Annotated in this window: 24 protein-coding genes, 2 tRNA genes and 1 other RNA gene; 2 read left to right on the top strand and 25 right to left on the bottom strand. The window is 36.0% G+C overall.

What is annotated here, in order from left to right; translation table 11 throughout:
* The 23 genes from ACESM9_RS07500 to ACESM9_RS07390 all read right to left on the bottom strand — a co-directional run.
* Positions 1-423: RnfABCDGE type electron transport complex subunit D (locus ACESM9_RS07500; RefSeq protein ID WP_372996867.1), on the bottom strand; the 423-nt coding region annotated here is incomplete at its 3' end.
* A 14-nt stretch (positions 424-437) separates the two neighbouring features.
* The gene (gene rsxC / locus ACESM9_RS07495) at positions 438-1,775 is read right to left on the bottom strand and encodes an electron transport complex subunit RsxC (protein ID WP_372996865.1); all 1,338 of its coding nucleotides are present in this window, start codon (positions 1,773-1,775) and stop codon (positions 438-440) included.
* Between the two features lie 364 nt (positions 1,776-2,139).
* The gene (nuoF, locus tag ACESM9_RS07490; protein WP_372996863.1) at positions 2,140-3,933 is read right to left on the bottom strand and encodes an NADH-quinone oxidoreductase subunit NuoF; all 1,794 of its coding nucleotides are present in this window, start codon (positions 3,931-3,933) and stop codon (positions 2,140-2,142) included.
* A 38-nt stretch (positions 3,934-3,971) separates the two neighbouring features.
* Entirely contained in the window at positions 3,972-4,340 is a 369-nt protein-coding gene (locus ACESM9_RS07485; RefSeq protein WP_372996861.1) for a (2Fe-2S) ferredoxin domain-containing protein, read from the bottom strand.
* Entirely contained in the window at positions 4,337-4,891 is a 555-nt protein-coding gene (locus tag ACESM9_RS07480) for an ATP-binding protein (RefSeq protein WP_372996859.1), read from the bottom strand. Before ACESM9_RS07480 ends, ACESM9_RS07485 begins: the two co-directional genes overlap by 4 nt.
* Before the next feature lie 12 nt (positions 4,892-4,903).
* Complete coding sequence (nuoE, locus tag ACESM9_RS07475; protein WP_372996857.1) at positions 4,904-5,377, bottom strand: NADH-quinone oxidoreductase subunit NuoE; 474 nt, start codon at positions 5,375-5,377, stop codon at positions 4,904-4,906.
* 115 nt (positions 5,378-5,492) lie between these two features.
* A complete protein-coding gene (locus ACESM9_RS07470; RefSeq protein ID WP_372996855.1) occupies positions 5,493-6,218 on the bottom strand; it encodes a PHP domain-containing protein in 726 nt (241 codons plus the stop codon).
* Position 6,219: 1 nt separating this feature from the next.
* Positions 6,220-6,558 carry a DRTGG domain-containing protein gene (locus ACESM9_RS07465; RefSeq protein WP_372996853.1) on the bottom strand — a complete coding sequence of 113 codons (339 nt, stop codon included), beginning with the start codon at positions 6,556-6,558 and terminating at the stop codon, positions 6,220-6,222.
* Between the two features lie 16 nt (positions 6,559-6,574).
* On the bottom strand, positions 6,575-7,852 hold the full coding sequence (locus ACESM9_RS07460; protein ID WP_372996851.1) for a [Fe-Fe] hydrogenase large subunit C-terminal domain-containing protein: 1,278 nt from the start codon (positions 7,850-7,852) through the stop codon (positions 6,575-6,577).
* Entirely contained in the window at positions 7,853-8,284 is a 432-nt protein-coding gene (locus ACESM9_RS07455) for an ATP-binding protein (RefSeq protein WP_372996849.1), read from the bottom strand. It abuts the gene before it with no gap.
* A gap of 10 nt (positions 8,285-8,294) precedes the next feature.
* Positions 8,295-8,651, bottom strand: a complete 357-nt coding sequence (locus tag ACESM9_RS07450; protein WP_372996847.1) for a DRTGG domain-containing protein — start codon at positions 8,649-8,651, stop codon at positions 8,295-8,297.
* A 126-nt stretch (positions 8,652-8,777) separates the two neighbouring features.
* Positions 8,778-9,314: a GNAT family N-acetyltransferase gene (locus ACESM9_RS07445; protein ID WP_372996845.1), complete on the bottom strand. Its 537-nt coding sequence runs from the start codon at positions 9,312-9,314 to the stop codon at positions 8,778-8,780.
* A 166-nt stretch (positions 9,315-9,480) separates the two neighbouring features.
* Positions 9,481-9,673: non-coding RNA, 6S RNA (gene ssrS / locus ACESM9_RS07440), on the bottom strand.
* A 10-nt stretch (positions 9,674-9,683) separates the two neighbouring features.
* A tRNA-Leu gene (locus ACESM9_RS07435) sits at positions 9,684-9,767 on the bottom strand.
* A gap of 73 nt (positions 9,768-9,840) precedes the next feature.
* Positions 9,841-11,439 (bottom strand): peptide ABC transporter substrate-binding protein, encoded by a 1,599-nt coding sequence (locus ACESM9_RS07430; RefSeq protein ID WP_372996843.1) that lies wholly within the window; start codon positions 11,437-11,439, stop codon positions 9,841-9,843.
* 24 nt (positions 11,440-11,463) lie between these two features.
* Positions 11,464-12,498, bottom strand: a complete 1,035-nt coding sequence (locus ACESM9_RS07425; RefSeq protein ID WP_372996841.1) for a nicotinate phosphoribosyltransferase — start codon at positions 12,496-12,498, stop codon at positions 11,464-11,466.
* 22 nt (positions 12,499-12,520) lie between these two features.
* Positions 12,521-13,093: a lytic transglycosylase domain-containing protein gene (locus tag ACESM9_RS07420; protein ID WP_372996839.1), complete on the bottom strand. Its 573-nt coding sequence runs from the start codon at positions 13,091-13,093 to the stop codon at positions 12,521-12,523.
* Positions 13,090-13,704 (bottom strand): dephospho-CoA kinase, encoded by a 615-nt coding sequence (gene coaE, locus ACESM9_RS07415; protein ID WP_372996837.1) that lies wholly within the window; start codon positions 13,702-13,704, stop codon positions 13,090-13,092. The genes ACESM9_RS07420 and coaE overlap by 4 nt, the downstream gene beginning before the upstream one ends.
* Positions 13,705-13,731: 27 nt before the next feature.
* The gene (gene polA / locus ACESM9_RS07410) at positions 13,732-16,356 is read right to left on the bottom strand and encodes a DNA polymerase I (RefSeq protein WP_372996835.1); all 2,625 of its coding nucleotides are present in this window, start codon (positions 16,354-16,356) and stop codon (positions 13,732-13,734) included.
* 107 nt (positions 16,357-16,463) lie between these two features.
* Positions 16,464-18,467 (bottom strand): methyl-accepting chemotaxis protein, encoded by a 2,004-nt coding sequence (locus ACESM9_RS07405; protein WP_372996833.1) that lies wholly within the window; start codon positions 18,465-18,467, stop codon positions 16,464-16,466.
* 261 nt (positions 18,468-18,728) lie between these two features.
* Entirely contained in the window at positions 18,729-20,021 is a 1,293-nt protein-coding gene (locus ACESM9_RS07400; protein ID WP_372996831.1) for a DUF4349 domain-containing protein, read from the bottom strand.
* Positions 20,022-20,045: 24 nt separating this feature from the next.
* Positions 20,046-20,639 (bottom strand): RNA polymerase sigma factor, encoded by a 594-nt coding sequence (locus ACESM9_RS07395; RefSeq protein WP_372996829.1) that lies wholly within the window; start codon positions 20,637-20,639, stop codon positions 20,046-20,048.
* Positions 20,640-20,775: 136 nt separating this feature from the next.
* Positions 20,776-21,717 (bottom strand): metal-dependent hydrolase, encoded by a 942-nt coding sequence (locus ACESM9_RS07390; RefSeq protein ID WP_372996827.1) that lies wholly within the window; start codon positions 21,715-21,717, stop codon positions 20,776-20,778.
* A 167-nt stretch (positions 21,718-21,884) separates the two neighbouring features.
* Between ACESM9_RS07390 and ACESM9_RS07385 the strand changes: the two genes are divergently transcribed.
* Positions 21,885-21,970 (top strand) — tRNA-Leu (locus ACESM9_RS07385).
* Positions 21,971-22,022: 52 nt separating this feature from the next.
* Here ACESM9_RS07385 and ACESM9_RS07380 read toward each other — a convergent pair.
* Complete coding sequence (locus tag ACESM9_RS07380) at positions 22,023-23,036, bottom strand: nucleoid-associated protein (protein ID WP_372996825.1); 1,014 nt, start codon at positions 23,034-23,036, stop codon at positions 22,023-22,025.
* A gap of 189 nt (positions 23,037-23,225) precedes the next feature.
* Between ACESM9_RS07380 and ACESM9_RS07375 the strand changes: the two genes are divergently transcribed.
* The gene (locus tag ACESM9_RS07375) at positions 23,226-24,077 is read left to right on the top strand and encodes a putative RNA methyltransferase (protein WP_372996823.1); all 852 of its coding nucleotides are present in this window, start codon (positions 23,226-23,228) and stop codon (positions 24,075-24,077) included.
* 73 nt (positions 24,078-24,150) lie between these two features.
* On the opposite strand, the gene ACESM9_RS07370 is transcribed toward ACESM9_RS07375, so the two are convergent.
* Positions 24,151-24,861, bottom strand: a 711-nt coding sequence (locus ACESM9_RS07370; RefSeq protein ID WP_372996821.1) for an aminotransferase class I/II-fold pyridoxal phosphate-dependent enzyme, incomplete at its 5' end; no start/stop codon positions are given.

Below are 24,861 nucleotides of genomic sequence, written 5' to 3'. Positions count from 1 at the left end.
AGTCATTCTTACCGGCCAGGAAGCCAATAACATGGCTCTTGCTGCTAATGCTGGGTTTATGAAATTGTGTCCTAAACCTCCAAAACAGTGTTTTGCTACGGCAATAGCAAATATGGAGCCTATGGCCACCATCCACAAGGGAGCAGTTGAGGGCACATTAAATGCTAATAATATACCTGTCACTACTGCGCTTAAATCATTGACAGTCACAGGCCTTTTCAATATTTTTTGCATCGCAACCTCAGCTGCCACTGCAAATACAACTGAAACTAAAGTTACGATTAATGATCTCATTCCAAAATAGTATATTCCCGCAAATAATGCTGGCAATAATGCAATAATAACATCCAGCATTATTCTTTGAGTTGTCTCTCCTGATCTAATGTGAGGAGAAGAAGTTACTCTAAACATAGTGCTATCCAACATAATACCTCCCATCACTTGGACTGCGCTTTTTTACGCTTAGCTATAATCTCTCTTTTTGCAACTCTGATAGAATCTACCAAAGGCCTTTTAGCAGGGCATATGAAAGAGCAGGAGCCGCACTCTATGCAGTCCATAGCATTTACTTCTTCGGCTTTATCAAACCTATCTAATAAAGAATAATTGCTTATTAGCAACGGCATAAGGTTTATGGGACATACATTAACGCATTTACCGCATCTAATGCAATTTGACGGCTCAGGTAGTTTTGCCTCATCTTCAGTTAAAATCAATATACCTGAGGTTCCTTTGATAACAGGGATATCAATTGAAAACTGAGCAATACCCATCATAGGACCGCCAGCTATTACTTTTCCAACATTATCAGTAAGCCCGCCACATTGGTCAATAACATCTCTAAAAGATGTTCCAATTTTAACTAATAGATTCTGAGGGTTTCTTACACCTTTACCTGTTACAGTTACGATTCTTTGAATCAGAGGCATCCCAGTTTTTATAGCTTCAGCTATAGCAGCAGCTGTACCTACATTGTTTACAACTACTCCTACATCTGCAGGCAATCCACCAGAAGGAACTTCCCTTCCTGTACAAGCATATATCAATTGTTTCTCTGCACCTTGAGGGTATTTGGTTTTAAGAGCTACAACCTCTATATCCTTTTCATCCTTGGCTGCATTGTATACCGCTTCCAATGCATCCGGCTTATTGGTTTCAATTCCTATAAAGCCTTTATTTACATTCAAAGCCTTCATCAAAGCTTTCAAACCGTAGACAACAGCCCCAGGATTTTCAAGCATAAGTCTGTGATCCGAAGTCAGAAAGGGTTCACATTCTGCACCATTTAATATCACAGTATCTACTGTCTTTCCTGGAGGTAATGCTAATTTAACATGAGTAGGGAAAGTAGCTCCACCCATTCCAACAATTCCAGAATCCTTGATAATTTCCTTTATCTCATCAGCTGATAAAGTTTCAAGACTGCCTCTAGGTTTAACAGTCTCTGATAAAGTATCTTGCATATCGTTTTCAATTACTACACAATTTACTTTTGTTCCGCCTGAATAAAGTCTGGGCTCCACTGCAATAACTTTTCCAGATACACTGGAATGAACAGGAGATGAAACAAAACCTTTTGGTTCACCAATCTTCTGCCCAACTTTCACTTCATCGCCAACCTTAACAATTGGCTCGCAAGGTGCGCCAATATGTTGCTGCATCGGTATTACAACAACTTCTGGTGTTTTAGCTTTAACTATTGCTAACTTTTCAGTTGCTTCCTTGCTGTGTGGCGGATGAGTTCCTCCCTTAAAGGAAAGTGTTCTTATATTCATTTTACTCACCCCTTATAATATTAACAGTATTCTTAATCCCTGGTAGAAATTATATGTTTTTTCCAGGATTCTAGAAGACCCAATCCGAAAGCTTGTACCACTTCTTTGCTTTATAATACTCACAAATAGCTACAATTCGACATTGCAATTTAAAAACCTTTCCCGTGCTTGAAAAATAATAAGTTTATTATTTAACAAGCATATTTTTTACAAAGTTTTCAAACACAATATCATTATTGACTATTTTTTATACCTAATAATTATAATGCTTTATCAATATAAATTCAATGTTTGTAAATGGATACTTGCAAATAAAACAGGCCGATAGAGCTAAATTGTCTCTATCGGCCTGTTTTATGAAATTTTATCCTCTGGAAATTGCTTTGAATGGGCATTTATCCATGCAAGCACCGCATTTTATGCACTTATTTTGATCGATAACATAAGGAGTTTTTGGCTTACCAGATATTGCTGATACTGGACATTGTTTTGCACAGATGCCGCATCCTTTACATGTTTTTGGATCAATTTTATATTGCAACAATGCCTGACATACTCCCGCTGGGCACTTCTTATCTCTTATGTGAGCCTCGTATTCTTCTCTGAAATATCTAAGTGTTGACAATACTGGATTTGGAGCTGTTTGTCCCAATGCGCAGAGAGCTGAAGCTTTGATATTCTTTGCAAGATTCTCTAGTCTCTCAATGTCGCCTGATTCACCTCTGCCTTTTGTAATCCTATCCAATATCTCCAGCATTCTCTTTGTACCTTCTCTGCAAGGTGTGCATTTGCCGCAGGATTCATCAACAGTAAATTCCAAGAAGAATTTTGCTATATCAACCATACAGTTGTCTTCGTCCATAACTATAAGTCCACCAGAACCCATCATGGAACCAAGTGCAGTAAGAGTATCATAATCAATAGGTACATCTATCTTTTCAGCTGGTATGCATCCGCCTGATGGTCCACCTGTCTGAGCTGCCTTAAATGCTTTTCCGTTTGGACAGCCACCACCTATTTCGTAGATTATTTCTCTCATGGTAGTACCCATAGGTATTTCTACCAAGCCTGTATGATTGATCTTGCCACCTAATGCAAATACCTTGGTGCCTTTGGATTTTTCTGTTCCCATGGATGCAAACCATTCTGGGCCGTTGTTTATGATTGGACATATATTTGCATATGTTTCAACATTGTTTAACAATGTTGGTTTTCCGAACAAACCTTTATTTGCTGGGAATGGTGGTCTTGGTCTCGGCATTCCTCTCTGACCTTCTATGGAAGCTATAAGTGCAGTTTCTTCACCGCAAACAAAAGCTCCTGCTCCAAGCCTTAATTCTATATCAAAATCAAAACCGGTTCCAAGTATATTCTTCCCTAACAATCCATATTCTCTTGCCTGATTGATAGCTATGCTAAGTCTCTTAACAGCTATAGGATACTCTGCTCTTACATAGATGTATCCTTGACTGCCTCCTATAGCATAACCAGCTATTGTCATAGCTTCTAATACTGAGTGAGGGTCTCCTTCCAGCACGCTTCTGTCCATGAAGGCTCCTGGGTCACCTTCGTCAGCATTACAGCATACATATTTAATATCGCCTTGTGCCTTTGCAGCAAATTCCCACTTCATCCCTGTTGGGAATCCTGCTCCTCCTCTTCCTCTGAGGCCTGATCTTTTAATCAAATCTATAACTTCTTCAGGCTTTAACTCGGTTAAGCATGTTGCCAGTGCCTTGTACCCATCAAAAGCTATGTATTCATCTATGTTTTCTGGGTTAATGACACCGCAGTTTCGGAGTGCAACCCTTACCTGTTTTTTATAGAAGTTTACCTGATTTAACGATTTAATTCTATCTTCTTCAATAGTCTCAGCATATAAGAGTCTCTTTACGACTCTACCTTTAACCAGATGCTCTTTTACGATCTCCTCTACATCTTCAGGTTTTACCAAACTGTAAAAAGCAGCTTCAGGATATATGATAACTATTGGACCTAGGGCACATAGACCAAAGCATCCGGTTCTCTCAACAATTACTTCCTTATCTAATCCATGGGCTTTTAAATGGTTTTCAAACTCCACTGCAATCTGCTCTGAATTGGAAGATGAACAACCGGTTCCTCTGCATATCATGATATGGGAGCGATACATTTTCATTCCATTATACCTCCTAACTGTTTACTGGCCGTTAAAAATTACTTTTCTTCTGCTCCTACAGTATAATCTTGAACAACTTTACCCTGCATAACATGCTCGTTTATAATTCTCTTAGCCTTTGAAGGGTTCATTTTTACATAAGTAACTTTTTCTTCTCCCGGTCTATATACTTCTACTATTGGCTCCAACCTGCACATACCAATGCATCCGGTCTGCGCTACAACAACATCTGCCAATTCATTTTTCTCAACTTCATCCATTATAGCCAACAAAACAGGTCTAGCCCCTGCAGCAATTCCGCATGTAGCCATACCTACAACTACTCTGGTTCCTGATTGATCTTTTCTCATATTGATTGTATCCAAGGTCTTTTTTCTGATTTCTTCCAGGTCTTTTAATGACTTCATATATTTGCACCTCCATATAAACTATTGAAACCTTCCCTTAAGAATTCTCTTATCCACGAGAGAACAGCTGGTTCGTTAATAGGCACTTTACCTAAAGCCCTTCTAATTTCTCTTGTATCAAGACATATTTCTTTATCATCACGAATATGTACATACACAATGTCTACCTGAGGATTTCCTGAGACTATAGTTAGTATAGTATCAGTCATATTCCCCAGAGGTGCCCGGTCAATGTGACTATATTTAAACCAACAAGTAACCTTGGTGCCTTTGCCTACTTCTGATTGTATTTCCATATTTCCATCACATCTGGTGCATGCTTTATAGAGCAAAGGAATTCCCAAACCGACTTTTCTAGTTTTTCTCCCTGTTACAAAAGGGTCTTTTATTTTTTCGGTCAATTCTTTTTCCATTCCGCATCCGTTATCAGTAACTTCGATAATTAGTTTATCTGTTGTTAAATTCTCAACAATATTTATAGTAATTAAGCTAGCTTCTGCCACAATAGAATTTTGTACAATATCAAGTATGTGTAGAGATAATTCTTTCATAACAAGGCCTGATTAACGATATTTATTCAATATCTCCGGTATATCGTCTGGAACAAGCTTGCCATATACATCTTCCCCTATCATCATGACAGGTGCAAGACCACAGCAGCCGAGGCACCTAGTAGCCTCAAGAGTAAATTTATTGTCCTCCGTTGTTCCTCCAGGTTTAACATTTAGTTCTTTCTGGAGTCTTTCAAATACCAGTTGAGCATTCTTTACATAACAAGCTGTTCCTAAGCACACACCTATTGTATGCTCTCCTCTTGGTTTGAGGGTAAATCTTGAGTAAAATGTTGCTACGCCATATATTTCTGCCATTGGAATATTCAATTCCTTTGATATTTTCTTCTGAGCCTCTTCAGGAAGATAGCCGAAAAGCTCTTGAGTCTCATGAAGAACAGGCATTAAACTACCTTGCTGGCCTTTGTGGCTTTCGATAATCTCATCCAGCTTTTTCATTTTTTCTTTCATATCAAGCTCGTTCATTAAAGAGTCCCCTCCCTAAAATACATTCTGTATATTGACAAAAATCTGTCAATTATTAACCCTATTTGTTATTGTAACATAACTATAAGAATTTTTTAACTATATTTTGAAATTATTATAAATTTTTTTCATTTGGGCATAATAAATTAGTTAGATTTGTAAAACTTAGATATTCCATTTCGACAAAATGCTCCCTTTCGCTAATATCCCAAAGATAATGTGCATCTGAGGATACAATATAATTATATTTTCTTAGAAAGGGATGCCTTTTCATTATGGATTCTGGGCTATCCTTTTTTGAAAACTCCACTGTTTTCACTCTTAGTGAAGGTGGGATAAACCCTAGATTGGCAGTAATACTATATGCTGGCCTGTCCACATGAGCAGGAATGCATATTCCCCCCAAACCCCTGGTTAGGATAAAAACGTCATTAACCGACAGTTCACAAGAAGATATCAATAATTTATCTATCTTTCCAACAACTTCATCGTTAGAATCCATTATCAGCTGCCTTCCAAAAATCTCTTCATTGTTAGGCATGTCCGGCAAACAGTTAAATATTATCTCATCAAGCTTTAGAGCACTCTGCAGGTTCTTAAAAAGACATATTATATGTACCTCTTCTTTAGTCTGAACTTCTATTCCAGGTACCACCATAAGACCTTGCCTTTTGCCCACCTCTAATACAGCAGGCAAATTCCTGGCACTGTTGTGATCTGTAACTGCTATCAAGTCTAAACCCTTTAATAATGCCATATTGACTATATTATTGGGTGTCATGTCTTCGTCTCCGCATGGGGACAAAGCAGAATGAATATGCAAATCATATGCAAATTTCATATCAGTTACCCAATCCCATAGCAATTAATTCCTTTGCAATCATAAAAGCATTTTTGTCTGAAACAAGTACGGGTATTCCTTCTGCAACGGCTTTTTTAATGGTATCTTCCTCTACTTCTGCATCTTCAGCAATTATGATTGAGGAAAGCTCCAACAAAGTAGCTACTGCGATTATATTTGCATGGGTCTGTATAGTAATCCAGACATCTCCTTCAGAGGCATGAGCCATAACCCAGCTTAATAAATCGCATATATAGGCTCCCTTTACCTCTCTATCCATTCCACACTCACCAGTCAATGACCTTAAACCAAGTTTTTCACAGATTTGTTTAACAGTCATACTATAAGCACTCCTCCTACAAATTTTTGCTTTTAAATCCGTTCATTGTTTTTATCATGCAAACTGCTTTTTTGTTTTCGCCTTTTACTATGTCTTCTGCAAAGGCTCTGCATGTGGGAGAACCACATATTCCGCAATCCAAGCCGGGAAGATTCTTTAGTATTTCGGTTACAAGCTCCATCTTATGAATTGATTTAGATAAGTCCTTATCCAATCTCATAACAGACTTAGGTTCTATTTTTTCAGTGAGCCTGATAAAACCATCTTCATACATTTTTATAAATCTATCTAAATCTTCTTTTGTATACTTCGAAATATCAACCTTTTTTGCATGTTTCATTAATCTATTCTTTGCAATAAATGAATTTTGAATAACAAGAGGTCCTCCTACACAGCCTCCTGTGCAAGCTGAGCACTCGATAAAATCAATATCCTCTAATTTCCCTAATTCTACTTCCTCCAAGACCTTAATAACATCATGAATACCATCAACTGCCAGATAATTCTCAATCCCCAATGCTGACGCCTGACCTCCTGCAATAGGCCAGAGAATGGATTCTCTGGTACTGATTCCTTTGATCAGATTATTGTTATCTCCAAGATTTCTCACAATTTCCCCGTAAATATCCTTTATGGAGATAGCGCCGTTAACATATGATTCGGTAATTCCTAGAGGATTTCTTATGCTGGTTACTCTGGCGGTACACGGGGTAATAAAGAAAACTCCAATATCCTTTATATCTATGCCCTTTCTCTTAGCTACTTCTGTTTTTGCAATTCTAGCAGTGATTTCTACAGGAGTTTCTATAGTAATAATATTTGGAATCAAATCAGGAAATCTTATCTGTATAAGCCTTATAATTGCTGGACAACTTGAATTGATTAATGGAAATTCCATACCAGGCTTCTTTAATAGATATTCCTTAATGAGGAAAATTGATATATCTGCCCCTATTGTATCCTCTACAACTTCATCAAAGCCTATTCTTTTTATAGATGTGAGTATCTGACTTATACTAATATTAGAAGGAAATTGTCCATAAATCGTCAATGATGGTATCGCAATATTATATTTGAATTTCTTCATCATATTCAAATCATCTGTTATAGCACTTTTAGCGTGATTAGGACATATCCTTATGCATTCACCGCAATCTATACATCTATCGGATATTATTTTTGCCTTTCCATCTCGTACCCTTATAGCTTCGGTAGGACAGACTTTAAGACAACTGGTACACCCTATACATCGATCTTCCCTTAATATAACTGAATGGCTATATTCATTGCTCATTTAATCACCATCTTTCAGCATCATTTTCATTACAATTTTTGTTCCCTTGCCAACGATGCTTTCAATATCAAAACTATCAGAGCATTTTTTCATGTTTGGTAATCCCATTCCGGCGCCAAAACCCATCTCTCTAATTCTATCTGGAGCAGTAGAATATCCTTCTTTCATAGCAAGTTGAACGTTTTCAATCCCCGGCCCTGTATCTTCAGCTGTGATAATTATTGATTCAGGGTCTATGGTTATACCAATAGTGCCACCTAGTGAATGTATTACTAAGTTCATTTCTGCTTCATATGCTCCGATTGCTACTCTTCTTATTATACTTGAATCCATACCTAACTGTCTCAGAATTTTTTTAATTTTACTAGAAGCTTCCCCTGCTCTTTCAAAATCATCTTTTTCAATTGGAAAATTATAAGATATGTTACCCATAGTATCTCTCCTACATCTTATCAGCTTCTATGCCTCTTAATCCACAATTATATAATATTCCGGAAGTCGTGAAAAGAGTATAATTAGTTGTAAGAATTGCGATGGAATTTTCCTTTGCCAGATCTATGACATCCTTATCCGGAACTTTGCCTCTTACAAAAAGTATAGCGGTAACATCTGCCATTTCCGCAGTCCTGATAACCTGAGAGTTTACCAACCCTGTCAAAAGTATTGTACCTGTTTTTACAAAGGCTAGAACATCGCTCATTAAATCTGATCCAAAGGCATATAATATTTCATTTTCTAATAAGTGCTCCCCCCACAATACTTGTGCATTTAAGGCATCTCTTATTTCCCTTATTTTCATAAACTTACCTCCTTTCAGCAAATATTGAAACAAATCTATAGCTTGGCATATGAAAAGCATATATAATGTTAAAAATGTAACAACTATTGTCAAATAATAACTCCTCTAAAATCATAGGGGAGTTATTTATTTGCTAGATTGAATCTCTCTTCTCATTATAATAAAATCTTCATAAGCATTGTTTAGATTAATATAGTTTTTTATTGTTCTAACATGTTTGAATCCTGCTTTTATCCAGAAATCAATACCATTTTTGTTCTTAGATATAACGCCTGCATAAAACCTTTTAACATCATAAGTTTTTTGCATATAGAGCATAAAAGCATTTATTGTCTTATTGCCTATACCCATGTTTCTATGCTCTTTTTTTATTATAAATGAAGTAATCCAGGCTTCTTCATTATGTTCATAATCTATTCGGCCTTTTAAGACTCCTATTAATTTATCACTGGTTTTTAAAAAAATACCAATAAAAAACTCATGACTGCTGATTAATACCTCTAAGTATTTTTCCTCCATATCTTCTAAGGATAAACACCTGCTCGTACCTGTAGCAAACATTGATTCATCATCATCATTATATAACTCTAAAACAAGATCCAACTCATTTTTCTTTATATCTCTAAAAACAAAATCTCCTATTTCTATATTTAATGTAAGCATAATACCACCTTATCTGTTTTGTATCCTACCAGTAATGGTGTGTTCCTATCTATAACTAATTATATTCTACACAAGGCATGAAAATCCTTTAATATAGAAATTCAAAATAAGCAAAATCCTATGAAGCAAAAAACAAAAAGAGACACCTTCCCGTGTCTCATTTTTTCGTAAATCCAAAATACCGCTGCTTCGATTTTGACACCTATCTCTCCGATAGGTGGGTGCTCGCAACAGTGCTTCTATCGCCTTAGATGCCAATCATAGGACTCACAATAAAGTACATATCCACACTGTATATAAAACTCCCGTTTTTATGCTGTAGGTTCAAAATAGAAGCTTGGCAAATATTCCAGACCATATTAAGCTTTATGGTGCGAGAGACGGGACTTGAACCCGTACGGTGTAACCACACGCCCCTCAAACGTGCGCGTCTGCCAGTTCCGCCACTCTCGCAAATCATTTATCAATTACTACATGGATTATTATATAATCTGCATGGATTTATGTCAATAACATTTTATTCTCTTTAGTTCAATGATTCGGTAATATACCAATTATTGATAGTTCTGAACAAGTTCTCACTATCCACTTTTATTTCTCCCCTGACCTTGTTCCTCATAACCAAAGCATACTCTTTGTAGAAAAGACTAATAATCGGGAGATCATCTTTAATTATCCTTTGAAGTTCCAAATAGTTCACATATTTATTTTCATTATTCAATGTATTTTGCGATTGCTCCAACAATAAATCTACTCGCGGGTTTGCATACCCCCCATAGTTTTTGCCGCCATTGATCTGAGAACTGTGAAAAAAATCATATAAATCTTCTTCTGGAGAAAAATTCATTCCCACCAAAGCCAAATCATATTGCTTTTTCTCGATTCTCATCATCAGTTCTTCAAAGGGCACTATTTCAACATCTATGACAAATCCAATATCTTCTAAATTTTTCTTGATATCTTCTACAGCCTTAGCTCTGTAATCATTTTCCGAGTTTGTTATCAGTGTAAATCTGAGCTGCTGAACCTTTCCATCACTTTCCCTTTCAAAAATCCTGGTTGTCTCATTTAAAACAAATCTTGCGCTGTTTATAGCATATTGGGCTTCGGCTTTATTATAAGAGTATTTATTTACATCTCCATCATATAGCCAAGAATCAACTCTTATAGGCGTGTCTGTGATCACCGCATTACCTAGTAAATGCTTTTCTATTATCGCAGTTCTATTTATCCCATGCATTAAGGCTTTTCTCACATATTTGTCTCCCAATACCGGATTGCTGAAATTTATAGATATAAATTCATAATCTCTTGACAAATATCCATAAGTATTGACATCCTTTGATTCCTTATATTTTTCCCAGTCGTAAGAAGAAGTATTAATCAGATCTATTTGTCCTGATTGAAAAGAAGAATCAAAGGAATCGGTGTCTTTAATAAAGTTGATTCTTATCTTTGATATATATGGTGCAGAAGGCTGTAAGCTATATTTATTTGGTTCTAATTCCATATATCTCAATTTATTATAAGCAACAACCTTATAAGGACCTGTCCCAACAGGTATCGAATTAGGATTAGTTTCAAACACATGCTTTGGAACTATGGGAAAGCTCAGAGCATCTATAACATTATAGGGATAATCTCCAAACCTTATTTCTATGGTATACTCATCCAATGGTTTATATGAAGCAATTTGATCAAGCTTTGATTTATATATGGACGTCTCTCCATCTTTTATGGTGTTCAAGGTATATATAACATCTTGAGAGGTCATCCTTGTCCCATCGCTCCACTGTATATTTTCTTTTAGCTTCACAGTTACTTTCTTTCCGCTTTCATCCAGGCTTAGGTCCTTGGCAAGAACATACACTGGCTTTAAAGTACTATCGTATTCTATAAGACCATTGAATATTAGTCTGGAAATGTCCCTATAGCTTTTACTATTTACAAGCAGTGGATTAAAGATTTGAGGTTCAATACACCCAATGTTGATGGTTCCTCCTTCTTCCGGTTTCTCATCTTCCACTATAACCTCAGCGCCTATCTGTATTTCTGGTTCGGAGCAAGATGTTGCAAACAATAAAACAACGATTAGTAGAATTATTGGAATAAATTTTGGCTTCATAAAAAAATCCTTCTCCTCAGTTTACTATTTAAGCCTTATCAGCTTTTGATTCTCAACTCTTCCTGGGATTCTCCCTCTTTTTGCAATAGGCTTTCCTTCAATTTCTTTAATATCCATGGTCATATCTATTGCAGAAGCACCTGATATATAGCTGCCTATTCCAAAGGAATCAACACCTGCTTCGCTCAATAATCTAATTTTTTCGGGGTATAGTCCTCCAGATACAAATATCTTCACATATCCATAACCCTCAAGATCAAGACGTGCTCTCACTTCTCTAACTAACTCCGGTGTCACTCCTCCTCTTTCACTGGGAGTATCCAACCTGATTCCATATAGATTCTTTCCAAGAGCTTTTGCAACTCTCACTGCTTCTTCCGCTTCATCCTTAAATGTATCAATTAACACAATCCTCTTATGCTCTTCCGGCATGGTTTTATCATAGGCCTCTGCTACAGTCAGTGTGTCACCTGCTATCAAAAATGCTGCATGAGGCAATGTTCCTACAGGTTCTGCACCTAATAATTTAGCTGCAAGTATATTGCTGGCACCATTGGCTCCACCGATAATAGCAGCCCTTTCCATTACAGGTGCCACGGAAGGATGAACATGCCTTGACCCAAACACTATAAAGGGCTTATCCTGGCATGCTTCCCTGCACTCCCTTGCTGCTGTTGCCCATCCGCAGGAACTTGCAAGAATACCTAGTATTATGGTCTCATAAATACATATTTCTCTATAAGGTCCTATTATTCTCATCACAGTTTCCTTTGCATTGAAGCTTTCACCCTCAGGAAGTGCCCATATCTCTAAATCCTTATTCTTGAGAATATTGAAGGCTTCCTGGATACCTGCAAAAATACCTGGCTTTCTAGGGAATATTTCGGCTGTTACAGTTTTATCTGCTATACCTATATGGTCTAGAATATCTATAGTTCTTACAAAATAAATATCCGTAGTATAACCATCCAGAATTTCTTGCTCACTAGCAGAATAAATCTGCCTATTTTCATCCAATTTAATTTTTTCCACATCCGCTAAACTTCTTATTTCAGCCAATCAATTTCATTCCTTTCTTTTGTTAATTAGAGGTGCTATATAACCTTTTATATATATTATAGGTTCTACTAATCCTTTTCAAATATGTCTTTGTTTCTTCAAAGGGTATGCTTTTTAGTGAAACTCCATCATCGCTGTAATCCTTATTCTTTAACCATTTGTTCACATTTCCCAATCCTCCATTATAAGCGGCCAAAGCCAATTGAACATTCCCTTTGTAGTACTCCAATAGATAATCCAAATACCAGCATCCCATTCTTATATTAATTTCCGGTTCATACAGCATTTCTTCATCAAAATCTTTAATTCCAATTTGCTCTGCTATCCATTTTCCTGTAGATGGCTTTATTTGCATAAGACCAATAGCACCCTTATTGGATATTGCTAAGCAGTCATAATTGCTTTCAACTTTGATTATAGTAGCGATCAGGTGTAAATCCAGCCCATATTCCATAGCATACCTGCTCATAGCACTTTCATATTTCATAGGATATACGCTTTTTATCAGGTTAGGCAATATTCCCTTCAATATGAATAAGGTTAAAATTATAAATATTACTACGATTAAAATTCTATGCTTTCTTCTAATGATCAACAATTTCTCCCCTTTTGACATTCAGTAACTATTCTATTCCACTGTCTCTTAACTTCTTCTTTTAGCTCATCCAAGCTTCCATTATTATCTATTATCAAATCTGCATATCGGGACTTTTTTTCATCACTGAATTGAGCCATTATTCTGTTATTGGCCTCTTCATATGAGTATCTATCTCTTTCCATCAGCCTATGTAGTTGGGTATCTTTATCTACAGAGACAAGCCATATGGTATCACATACTGAATACAATCCCATTTCAATAAGTATGGCAGCATCCACAACTATGATCTCTATACCCTTGGCTTTACACATGGAGATAATTTCTTTTACTCTATCAATTATATGAGGATGAGTAATAGAATTCAACTTATTTAGCTTACTGCTATCAGAAAATACTATGCGTCCAAGAGCTTTTCTGTTAATTTCACCATCAGGTAATAATATTTCTTTCCCAAAATAATCGACTATTTCATTATATGCTTTTTCCCCCTTTTCCACAACATCTCTTCCCACTTCATCAACATCTATTATATAAGCTCCTAGCTCTTTTAGCAGGGAGGACACAGTACTCTTTCCACTGGCTATGCCTCCCGTCAATCCAATAACCATTAATACCTCCTCCAAAACTAACAAGTATTATTTAGTATCATACCAGCTCATACCCGAGTTTATATCCACAGTAAGAGGCACTTTCAGTTGGAAAGCTGTTTCCATTTTTTCTTTAACAATTTTCTTTACTTCTTCTACCTCATCTTTGTGTGCTTCTACAATAAGTTCATCATGAACCTGTAATATAAGCTTAGATTTCATTCTTCTATTCTTTAGCTCCTTGTATACTCTTACCATAGCAATCTTTATAATATCTGCAGCGCTTCCCTGGATTGGAGTGTTCATTGCCATTCTTTCTCCAAAATTCCTTTGCACAGCATTGCGGGATGAAAGCTCGGGGATATACCTTATTCTGTTTAGTATGGTAGTCACATATCCCTTTTCCTTGCCTTCCTTAATAGTATCCTCCATATACTTTTTAACCATAGGATATCTTGCGAAATAATTGTCTATATATTTTTTTGCTTCTTTTCTTGGTATCTTTAAATCTCTCGATAATCCAAAATCGCTGATGCCATAAACTATTCCAAAGTTAACCGCCTTTGCTCGGCTTCTCATCAAAGGACTTACTAGTTCTTTATCTACCCCAAAAACCTCAGAAGCAGTCCTTGTATGAATATCTTCATTGTTTATAAAGGATTGAATCAAACCTTCATCTCCGGAAATATGAGCTAAAACTCTCAACTCTATCTGTGAGTAGTCCGCATCTACTAATACATAATCTGCATTTTTAGGAACAAATACCTTCCTTATTTCCCTCCCGTTTTTTGTTCTAACAGGGATATTCTGAAGGTTTGGTTCTGTACTGCTTAATCTTCCCGTTGCTGTCACAGTCTGATTGAATTTTGAATGTATCTTTCCTGTTTTTTCATTGATTAAATTAATAAAACCATCTATATAAGTAGATTTAATCTTCAGCAGCTGCCTGTATTCTAATATTTTATCGATTATTGGATGCTTATCGGAAAGCCTTTCTAAAACCTCCACATCTGTAGAGTAACCTGTTTTTGTTTTCTTGATGGGAGGAAGGGATAGTTTTTCAAAAAGTATAACACTTAGCTGCTTTGTTGAATTAACATTGAACTCCTCGCCTGCCAGCTCATATATCTCCTCTGTCAACCTATCTATTCTTTCAGAGAATAAAGCAGATAGTTCCTGAAGCCTGCCCTTATCTACCTTAAAACCTTCATGCTCCATATCTGCCAGTACTTCCACCAGCGGAAGCTCTACATCTTGGTAAAGGCTCTCCATGCCCTTTTCACAAATTTTATTGTTCATAGGTTCCATCAGATCATATATTGCTTTTACACTGTTGCAGTAATTCTTTGCCTTATCTCCGTCTTTCTCCTCATAATCCTTCATGTCAGCTCCGAAAAACTCATTATATATGTTTCTCAGCTTGTAATCAGGCTTTGATGGATTAAGTAAATATGCTCCTATCATGCTGTCAAATTTTATGTTTTCTACATTAATACCTATGTTCTTTAAAAGTATTATATCTGACTTTATGTCATGGCCTGCCTTTTCTATATGTTCATCTTCCATAACAACCTTTAGTAAATCTATAGAAACATCATCTATTGGAATGGAATAATACTGATCCTGAACACCAACAAATATATAATCTGGTTTACCATTACTATCCTGGGACATCTTAAAAACTATTCTTCCTTCTTTTTTGGCCTTATCTACAATATCTCGTATATCTTTGGATTCTGAGATTTCGTTTACAACTACATCTTCTGCCATCTTCTCTGATACACTTTCCAGCTCTTTATTTACAAAAGAATTTTTCAATTTATCAAGAAGGCTTTTGAAGTCGAGCATACTGTATAACTGTGATAAAGCTTCATAATCCGGTTCCTTATACTCACAATCCTCAATAGAATCATTAATAGGCACATCGGTTATTATGGTTGCTAACCTTTTGGACAACAATGCTATGTCTTTGTTGTTCTCTACATTTTGTTTTACTTTATTCTTCTTTATATTCTCCGTATTCTCAAGTATGTTTTCAACAGTCCCAAACTCCTTAAGCAGATCCAAAGCGGTTTTCTCACCTACACCAGGAATACCAGGAATATTATCTGAAGCATCTCCCATAAGCCCCTTAAGGTCAATGACCTGCTCCGGGGTTATGCTGTATTGAGACATCAGCTTTTCTTTGTCATATTCCTCCATCTCGCTTATACCTTTTTTTGTCATAAGTATATGAACATTATCGGTAATTAATTGAAAAGCATCTCTATCTCCTGTTACAATTAATGTGTTAATGCCTTTCTTGTCTGACATTTTTGATAGTGTTCCGATTATGTCGTCTGCTTCATAACCTTCTAATTCAATTCTTTTTATATTCATTGCATCTATTACCTTTTTCAAATAAGGAATTTGCTCTGCCATATCCTCAGACATTTTAAGCCTTTTAGCCTTGTATTCCGCATATTCCTTATGTCTGAAGGTAGGCTCCTTGCGATCAAAGGCTATTGCCATATAATTTGGCTTATAGCCTTCTATAAGCCTATTTATCATATTTACAAAACCATATATAACATTTGTGTGAAGCCCATCTCTATTGGTTAATGGCGGCAAAGCATAAAAAGCTCTATGCATCAAGCTGTTGCCATCTATTATTATCATCGTGTCCTTTTTCATTCTAAATCCTCCAAAATTAGTTTAATCTTATTATTTCCATACATTTTTGAAAAACCCTTTATATTGATGTAAAAAAAATCAGATTCCGAAGAATCTGATTTTTTCTATTAGTATTTAAATTTGATTATACTCTGTTGCATTTCGTCTGCCAGCTTAGCTAAAGCTTCACTGGCGTTTGAAATCTCAGCAATGGCTGCTGTTTGTTCTTCTATCGAAGCAGAAGCTTCTTCTGTTCCTGCAGCATTTTCCTGAGATATGGCTGACAGATTTTGAATAATATTTATTACATCATTCTTTTTATCTTCCATAAGTTTTTCTGATTCATATATTTCTGCAATATATTTCTTCATATCTTCTATAGATGCTGCAATACCCATATATTTTTCATTGGTCATTCCAACGCTTCTAGCTTGGGATTCTACTATCTCCCTTGTTTCCTCCATTGTAGTAACCGCCATACCTGTCTTTTCTGTAAGCTCTTGTATAATTGCTTCAATTTCCTCCGCAAATTTGTTGGATTCTTCTGCCAACTTTCTGATCTCCTGAGCCACTACTGTAAATCCTCGTCCTGCATCTCCGGCTCTAGCCGCCTCTATAGCTGCATTAAGAGCAAGGAGATTTGTCTGGTCGGCTATACTTTTAATCATCTCACTTGCAGTTTGAATTTTCTCGGCTCTTTCATTTGTGCTAACAATAACCTCTTTTATGCCTTCAGCTGCTTCACCGGAAGATCTGGTTTTTTCCACAAGATCCTCAATAACCTGTAAACCCTCTTCCTTAAGTTTGTTTATTTCCTCCACAGCCAATATTAATTTATCAACTTCCTGCCGATTTCTATCAATTAAACTTCCCAAATCATCTGCTATGACAGAACTTTTTTCTGTATCACTGGCCTGGTCACTGGCTCCCTGTGATATATCTTCTATAGCTCTTGCAATTTCTTCAGAAGCAATAGCGGTTTGCTGGCTTGTTGCAGTCAGTTCCTCCGATGATGAAGCTACTTGCTGTGACGTTTCTGCTATCTGTCTAACCAGCTCAATTATGCTTTTCTGCATGACTGCAAGCGAATTACCTATAACTCCTATCTCATCTTTTCTCTTGAGATATCTTAGTGCTTTGCTGTTTTCATCAAAGCTCAAATCATATTTAGCAATCCTATCTAATATTTTAGAATATTCTACAATAGGTCTCGAGATTGATGTCCCCACAAACAATGCAATTATTAAACCTAATATAATAAATCCAATAGCAGTATAAAACATTGCTCCTTGCAGTTTTACTATTCCCGCTAAAGCATCAATTTCAAAAGCTCCAATACATAATACCCAATCAGTATTCGGTATAGGCTGAACACCCATATATCTTTTGCTGCCCAAAAAATCATAATTGATTACACCTTTATTGCCCATTCCCAACTCTTGAAAAGCTAGTCCGACATTCTTAAATTCTCCTTCAGTTTCTATATCATCGAAAATATTTCTTTGCTCTAACACATATTCACTATTGTTGTGAGCATAAAAGGTTCCATCCAGTCCTAATAGATAAGCATAGCCATTGGCACCATAACTCATTTGATCTGTTATATTACTGAAAGCCGTTCCATCTTTTCTGGCGATTAAAACTCCTACAATATTATTATCCATTTCAATAGGTACTGCAAGCATAACTACAGGTTGATTTGTAGCTCTGCTAATCAATACATTAGAAATATTAGCTTGTCCCTGGAAGGCTTTCTTTATATAATCCCTATCCCCAAGATTTGCTGTGCTGTTATCTGTTACGTAATGAGCTATACCATCCGGGGTAACAACTCCTATTTCCAAATATTTCAGTCGCTGCACATTAGGCTTCAGATATTCTTGCTGCATTTCCCAATCCATGGATATAATATTCTCATGTCTGGCCAATTCCTGTAAAATACCTAAATCCTTAGAAATCACAGCTTCAAACATCTTGACTCCCTCTTCCGCAGACATGGATAACGCTTCTTCTGTCTGCTTTAGCAAAGCATCGGAACTGTTCTTTAAACTAATAAAACCCAAACCTGATGAAATAACTAGTACCAACAATCCAATTATTAGTGCAATTCTTTTTGATAAACTAATCTTCATATAACTCCCCCCATTTGATACAATTTCTAGTAATTTAGAATATAGAAGTGCCATGTTTGTAGTAATTAACCTAAATTGGTTAATTGTGCTAATTTAATTCCAGTATATAACATTGTGCAATATTTGTCAATTTTCGCTGTTATTTGTCGAATTACGTTGTTTGGAAAATTTCAGACGTAATAATACTCTCGGTAATTTGGAAACGCTCCCTATGGATAAAAAAAATCGGATTTCTATGAATCCGATTTTTATCTATATATGCTATTTCTTTTTAAATCTCTTCTTATAAACAATATATCCTATTACTGTCAGTACAGCTAGAATTATTAGATAAGGTATAGCGGAAACTATAAATACGAACAGCTTCTCTCCACCTCTCAGAATACTGTTTATAGTTCCTACAAAGCCATTATAGGCTTTAGTCCATACCGTGGGAACATTGACACTTTCCAGCTTTCCCGCCTTTATTTCTCTGAGATTTACATATAGGGTGGATAAGCTTACTTGTTTATCCCATCGCTTTATATCTGTGGACATCAATTCTATTTCACTTCTGACTCGGTTTAGCTCATTCTCGATTTTCAGTATTTCATCCACATTCTGTGCCTTTGATATTAGCTCTCTAAGCCTGTTTTCCTGAACTGTAAGATTGTCAATTCTTGTTGCGGTATCATAATACTGTTCTGAAATATCTATAGAATTTGTATTCTGGTTTATTACTTCACCCATGGTCTTTATTTCTTCAACAGCTGAGCCAAATCTAGCCGCAGGCAATCTAAGTGTGATATTTCCTGTCTTTAACTTATCGCTTTTTCCGTCAGCCTCATGGTTTATTATATTATCCACATAGGAGCTTTCTACATATCCACCATTTCTCTCTGCCAAGTCAGCTATACTTTCCATCTTATTATCAAAATCAGTAACTTCCAGTGAGATGCTGCCGCTTGTGATTATTTTTCTCTCATATGTTTCTGCCTCAGACTGCATCATCTTTTCCTGAGTAACAGTATCCTCTTCAGGAGCTCCCATGGTCAAAGCATAATTAGCTCCGTTATCCATTACCGAGGCCATGTTCATGGACTCTGAGAATTCCATCTTAGCTTTGCTTTTTCTTGCTGCAGGTTCTGCGGCAGGAGCTTCAGCAGGCGCAGATTGAGCTACGGCTCCTCCATATCCTCTTCCCGTCTCTTCAGCAATGGATTTTGCCCTTGTATTAAGCCCTGGCAAACCTGGTAAAGAAGATAATCCAATAGCTGCTACCACAAACACAGCAGCCACTCCTGCTACCCAGTTCCAGTTGCGTTTAAAGAAGCTTTTTTTAGGTTTATTAGAACCCAGCTCCTGAATCTTACCCATAAGATCTTGATGGAAGGTTTCGGGTAGTTCGATTTCTTCCAGTTGGTTACAATATGTTACAGTGGCTAAAAGCAAATTATACTCTTCCATACAATCGGAACAGCTTTCCAAATGCTTTTCCAATTCTATTCTATCTATTTCATTTATATCTTTATCTATATATGAAGACATAAGACTTCTTACTACTTCGCAATCCATTCTCTTTCCCTCCCCTTTAAAAAGTTAGACGCTCTTTTTTTCGTAAAGTTCCAATTCATGTCGGAGCTTGTCCTTAAGCAAGTTTCGAGCTCTATTTATTCTTGATTTTATAGTGCCCAGGGAACAGTTGAGCATGGTTGCTATCTCTTCATAACCAAAACCTTGTATATCTCTAAGTATAATTACGGTTTTATAGTCTTCTGCAAGAGAAGATATGGCATTTTGTATCAGTTCTTTTTTCTCCACTCTTTCACAGATATCTTCTGGTGTTTCCTTCTCTGCGCTTAGTTCTATTATAGCTGAACCCTTATCTGTCTCTATATTCATTTCCAAAGGTACTAGATTTGCTTTCTTTCTCTTTCTTAGCTCATCAAGGCATACATTAGTTACTATTCTATATAGCCATGTAGAAAACGATGATTCTTCCCTGAAGTTCTGGATTGACTTATATATCTTAATAAAGGCTTCTTGAGCCATATCCTTAGCATCTTCTTCATTACCCATAATTCTATAGGCAATGTTATAGGCTTTTTTTTCATATCCGCTTATCAATTCTTCAAAAGCATCTATATTTCCTTTTTTGCTCTTAGCTACAAGAAGCTTCTCCGTTACTTCCATATTTTTCTCCCTCCCCAATAACTCAGTAACCCCTCAGTTTTAGACGAATAAAAAATAATAAAGTTTCATAGTGCTTATTTACACATTTCTATTATACACTTCTTTACCATAAAAAAATATAGGTATAAAGATATACCTATATTTCCACATTCCTGGTTTTATGATAAGGATGAAACGCTGAAGCCACCAATCTAAAATTTTCATCCATTACAGCAGTTGCATGATGTAAGAAGTCCTTTGCTATATAATACCTCAAATCTATGAAACTGTATTCATAGCCGCTGTCTGTTTTCTTGCATTTTATATGAAACAGCGGGGTAAACTCACCAAAGAATTTGGCAACCTGTGTGTTTTTCACAGCTCTGAACAGTCTCTTATCCAGATTCTTCATAATTTCAATAATCTTAATTTTTCTTGATAACAGGTTTAGCTCACCAATTACCATTTTATCTTTAATCTTTATAACGAAATGCCATTTTACCAGTCCGATCATTGATGGCAAAACTCTTATATACAATATTTCCCCTAGATCCTTGAAATTTTCTTTCACTCTCTTTTTTACATAAAACTTCATCCAATAGCGGGCTGACAAATAAGCAAAAAACATAATTAAAGATACTAATGGATGAATTTTGCTATTGATGCTTGGAATAATAATGGCTAAAGCAACAATGATTAATAAGGGATCATAAACCAAAAGCAAATCCAAAGTAATCTTTTTTTTGTAAAAAGGCCATAACACTTGTGCTCCATAGGAATTTGTTATATCCAGTAATAAATGTGACATACATCCAGATACAGCATATATAAATAGTTTTAATAATGCTGCTCCTGGATAAAATAGTGATAATACAGCAGTTATAGCTGCGCTGTACAAAAAAATAAAGGGAATGGAATGGGACATCCCTCTGTGGTTTTTGAGATAGCTGTAATCTCCCTTAACTTGCATTATTATATCTGCATCAGGAATCACAGCTCCTAATAAGCTTCCCATTGCATAAGGGCTGGCAATTGATACTGTTTCTCCCGTAAAAGCTGCAATCGCCAGCCCCACAACGCCGTGTGTAATTGGATCCATAGTTCTCCTCCATCATTATATTAGCTGTAACTATACTTTATAATATTCAATTATATCATATATGCTAGTACCTATTTACTGAATATTTTCAAAATCTATGACTAATTTCTAACAATAAATTTTTTATTGCTTTTTAAACCTATCTGTGATATTATAATTAGCGTAGCGCCGGAGTGGCGGAATTGGCAGACGCACATGACTCAAAATCATGCGCCCTCAAAGCATGTCGGTTCGAGTCCGACCTCCGGCACCATTATATTTAGCAAAATATTAAGCTTCAACGATTTGTTGAAGCTTTTTCTATTTTATCTCCCTACAATTTTGCTTACATTTTTTATCAATATTGATATAGTGCCATCGGGATTTGTGATAAATTCCAATCTTTCTCTATCTTCGTATTGTTCGAGAGGTATGTTTATTTCAATGCCAGTATCTGTCTTTATGGTTTGTCGTTCAAGCTTTCTAAAGCTGTTTCTATTCTGGATCTGGAATTCCTTTTTATCTATTCCTTTCTTCATTATGCTTTCTTTGAACTCGTTTTTAGCATCTATATTATTTTCAAAAACTTCATCAATGACCCGGACTACATTCACAGTTCCATCTGCTTCACAATTATCATAAAGAGCTTTCTTAAACCTCATCTTTTTCTCCACATCATTGTTATAATGCTTTTTATTTATTTGTTCTGCTGTCTTGGTCACAATGTCAAGCTTTGCCTTTGGAGACAACTCCGGCTCACATTTAAGAAAATACTGGGATAAATAATATTCCTTTTTATCATTTATCAGGTATTTCTTCTCAATCAGCTTAACAGAGAAGTCATCCAGTTTGATTATTATAACCTCATCTAAACTCTGGGATTCGGACGGGAGGATTGTTTGATTCTTTATTATAGTGTTTTTAATACCTGTATCTGTATTCTCAACAAAATGAATATAGGAACTCTTATAATTCATCTTAAGTATTGAAAAATATGATTCTCCTTCACAATTAAATGTAGCGAATACAACATCTGCAGCAGGAATATCAATATTTTGCTTCATAAAATCGAATAATTTGGTTGAAAGATTTTTTGTGACAGAGACAAAATCATTATCACTCAAATATGTTCTGAGTTGGTTGAGGCAATAATTATCTTCGCCCTCTAACATGGTATTTTTACAATTGTCACTGGTCATAGTTTTATATATATGGCTTTTAATAAAATCTCTGATTTCTCCGCTTAGTCCCAGTAAAGTATTCGATAAAACTGGCATATCCATGTTTGTATCTAAAATATGTATTATGGCATTTGTCACTCTTATGCTATTTTCATCCATTTAATTTACCCCTTATCTCTATAATCATATTTAGTTCGTTCTTATAATAATTAAAAATTACACACATTATATATTTTAAGTTGCTACCCAATTATGTCAACAAATTTCTGCGAGACCGAAGCTCCTATTAAACAAAAAACAAAGTAAAAAATGCTATAATAGCTATAGCAACAATATGGAGGAATTCAAATGGTAACAAAAACTTTGTTTAAGTGTCCTGTATGCTCAAAGCCTTTATCCAAGGGTGAAAAGCAGTATTTCTGCAATAAGAATCATAGCTTCGATATAGCTCGTAAAGGGTATGTGAATCTGCTATTGCCAAGCCATATAGGCTCAGGTGACCCAGGTGACAGCAAGGAAATGCTCCAGAGTCGCAGGGAGTTTTTGAATAAAGGTTATTATGAAAAATTCTCAGACCAATTAAACAATATTATCGTTAATAACATATCGGATATGTATAAAGGCAGTTCTGTGAGCATACTCGATGCAGGCTGTGGCGAAGGTTATTATATCAGCAGGCTGAAAAACAATTTGACTAACCTTGATAGTATAGAAAATTTAAATATATATGGAATTGATGTTTCAAAACCTGCTATTCATTATGCTTCAGGCAGAGATAAGGATATATTCTTTGCTGTGGCCAGCACATACCACATTCCTATTTTAAATAACAGCATAGATTACATTATATGCATTTTTGCGCCGAGAGACGAGGAGGAGTTCCTGCGCATTCTAAATAAAGAAGCAAAGCTAATAGTTGCTGCTCCTGGAGCCAATCATCTTCTCGATCTTAAAAAGGCCATTTATGGGGATTCGGAATTGATAGGTCAAAAAGGTACTGTGGGAAAAGGATTCAAACTTCTGTATCAAGTCAATGTTTCATACCATATTCATTTGGAAAGCACTCAAGATATACTCAATCTATTGACAATGACACCCTATATCCGCCATACCAGTGAAGCCGAGATGGAAAAACTGAAAAGTCTAGATAGCCTTAAAACAGTGGTTGATTTTAATATCATGGTCTATCAGAAGAAGTAAGTAATCCGATATAATGGTGGATGATTAAAGCCTGCATCCTACTAGGTTCTTATCCGAAGGATGCAGGGTCTCTTTATGTAAATATATCCATATTCTCCATTCTGTCAAAGGCTTCTTTTAACTTTTCAATATCTATGGTTAGTGCTAACCTTATAAATCCTTCTCCACATCTGCCAAATGCGTTACCCGGCAATGCCAGAACATGAGCTTCTTCCAACAATTTGTCACATACTTCTTCACTGGTGAGACCTGTTTTCTTTATGTTTACAAAGAGGTATATACTGCCTTTTGGTGGCAGACAGGACATATTAGGTATCTTGCATATCCTCTCGTAGGCATACATCATTCTTTTTTTATATTCCTCAACTATCTCAGGACATATTTCATTCCTCAGTCTAAGGGCATAGATGGCGGCTCTTTGGGATACTGATGGTGCAGTAAAAACATTATTTTCATTTATATCTTTCATGGTTTTTATTAAAAATTCCGGCGCCATAACATAACCTATACGCCAACCTGTCATGGCAAAATTCTTTGAGAAGCTTCCAATTGTTATTGTTCTTTCCTTCATCCCAGGTAATGATACTATAGGTATAAAAGGCTCGGCATAGCTAAAGGATGTATAAATATCATCTGCAATAACTATCAAATCATATTTGATAGCTACTCTGGCTATGTCCTCCATCGTCTTTCTGCTGAAGCATACCCCAGTTGGATTATTAGGAGTATTTACGATTATTGCTTTTGTCCTATTGGTAATCAGCTTTTCAAGCCTCTCTACATT

Source organism: Lutispora sp., assembly GCF_041687175.1.
Lineage (GTDB): Bacteria > Bacillota > Clostridia > Lutisporales > Lutisporaceae > Lutispora.
The sequence above is the reverse complement of the archived record's forward strand: the minus strand, read 5'-3'. Positions and strand labels throughout refer to the sequence as shown.

Excerpts from the sequence above, each read along its gene's own strand:
- ACESM9_RS07480 (WP_372996859.1), bottom strand. The coding sequence starts at position 4,891 with ATGAAAGAATTATCTCTACACATACTTGATATTGTACAAAATTCTATT.
- ACESM9_RS07390 (WP_372996827.1), bottom strand. The coding sequence starts at position 21,717 with ATGGATCCAATTACACACGGCGTTGTGGGGCTGGCGATTGCAGCTTTT.
- nuoF (WP_372996863.1), bottom strand. The coding sequence starts at position 3,933 with ATGAAAATGTATCGCTCCCATATCATGATATGCAGAGGAACCGGTTGT.
- ACESM9_RS07485 (WP_372996861.1), bottom strand. The coding sequence starts at position 4,340 with ATGAAGTCATTAAAAGACCTGGAAGAAATCAGAAAAAAGACCTTGGAT.
- ACESM9_RS07395 (WP_372996829.1), bottom strand. The coding sequence starts at position 20,639 with ATGGAAGTAACGGAGAAGCTTCTTGTAGCTAAGAGCAAAAAAGGAAAT.
- ACESM9_RS07400 (WP_372996831.1), bottom strand. The coding sequence starts at position 20,021 with ATGGATTGCGAAGTAGTAAGAAGTCTTATGTCTTCATATATAGATAAA.
- ACESM9_RS07455 (WP_372996849.1), bottom strand. The coding sequence starts at position 8,284 with ATGGGTAACATATCTTATAATTTTCCAATTGAAAAAGATGATTTTGAA.
- ACESM9_RS07445 (WP_372996845.1), bottom strand. The coding sequence starts at position 9,314 with ATGCTTACATTAAATATAGAAATAGGAGATTTTGTTTTTAGAGATATA.
- coaE (WP_372996837.1), bottom strand. The coding sequence starts at position 13,704 with ATGGTTATTGGATTGACGGGAGGCATAGCCAGTGGAAAGAGTACTGTG.
- ACESM9_RS07470 (WP_372996855.1), bottom strand. The coding sequence starts at position 6,218 with ATGAAATTTGCATATGATTTGCATATTCATTCTGCTTTGTCCCCATGC.
- rsxC (WP_372996865.1), bottom strand. The coding sequence starts at position 1,775 with ATGAATATAAGAACACTTTCCTTTAAGGGAGGAACTCATCCGCCACAC.
- polA (WP_372996835.1), bottom strand. The coding sequence starts at position 16,356 with ATGAAAAAGGACACGATGATAATAATAGATGGCAACAGCTTGATGCAT.
- ACESM9_RS07380 (WP_372996825.1), bottom strand. The coding sequence starts at position 23,036 with ATGGATGAAAATAGCATAAGAGTGACAAATGCCATAATACATATTTTA.
- ACESM9_RS07460 (WP_372996851.1), bottom strand. The coding sequence starts at position 7,852 with ATGAGCAATGAATATAGCCATTCAGTTATATTAAGGGAAGATCGATGT.
- ACESM9_RS07405 (WP_372996833.1), bottom strand. The coding sequence starts at position 18,467 with ATGAAGATTAGTTTATCAAAAAGAATTGCACTAATAATTGGATTGTTG.
- ACESM9_RS07430 (WP_372996843.1), bottom strand. The coding sequence starts at position 11,439 with ATGAAGCCAAAATTTATTCCAATAATTCTACTAATCGTTGTTTTATTG.
- nuoE (WP_372996857.1), bottom strand. The coding sequence starts at position 5,377 with ATGAACGAGCTTGATATGAAAGAAAAAATGAAAAAGCTGGATGAGATT.
- ACESM9_RS07465 (WP_372996853.1), bottom strand. The coding sequence starts at position 6,558 with ATGACTGTTAAACAAATCTGTGAAAAACTTGGTTTAAGGTCATTGACT.
- ACESM9_RS07375 (WP_372996823.1), top strand. The coding sequence starts at position 23,226 with ATGGTAACAAAAACTTTGTTTAAGTGTCCTGTATGCTCAAAGCCTTTA.
- ACESM9_RS07450 (WP_372996847.1), bottom strand. The coding sequence starts at position 8,651 with ATGAAAATAAGGGAAATAAGAGATGCCTTAAATGCACAAGTATTGTGG.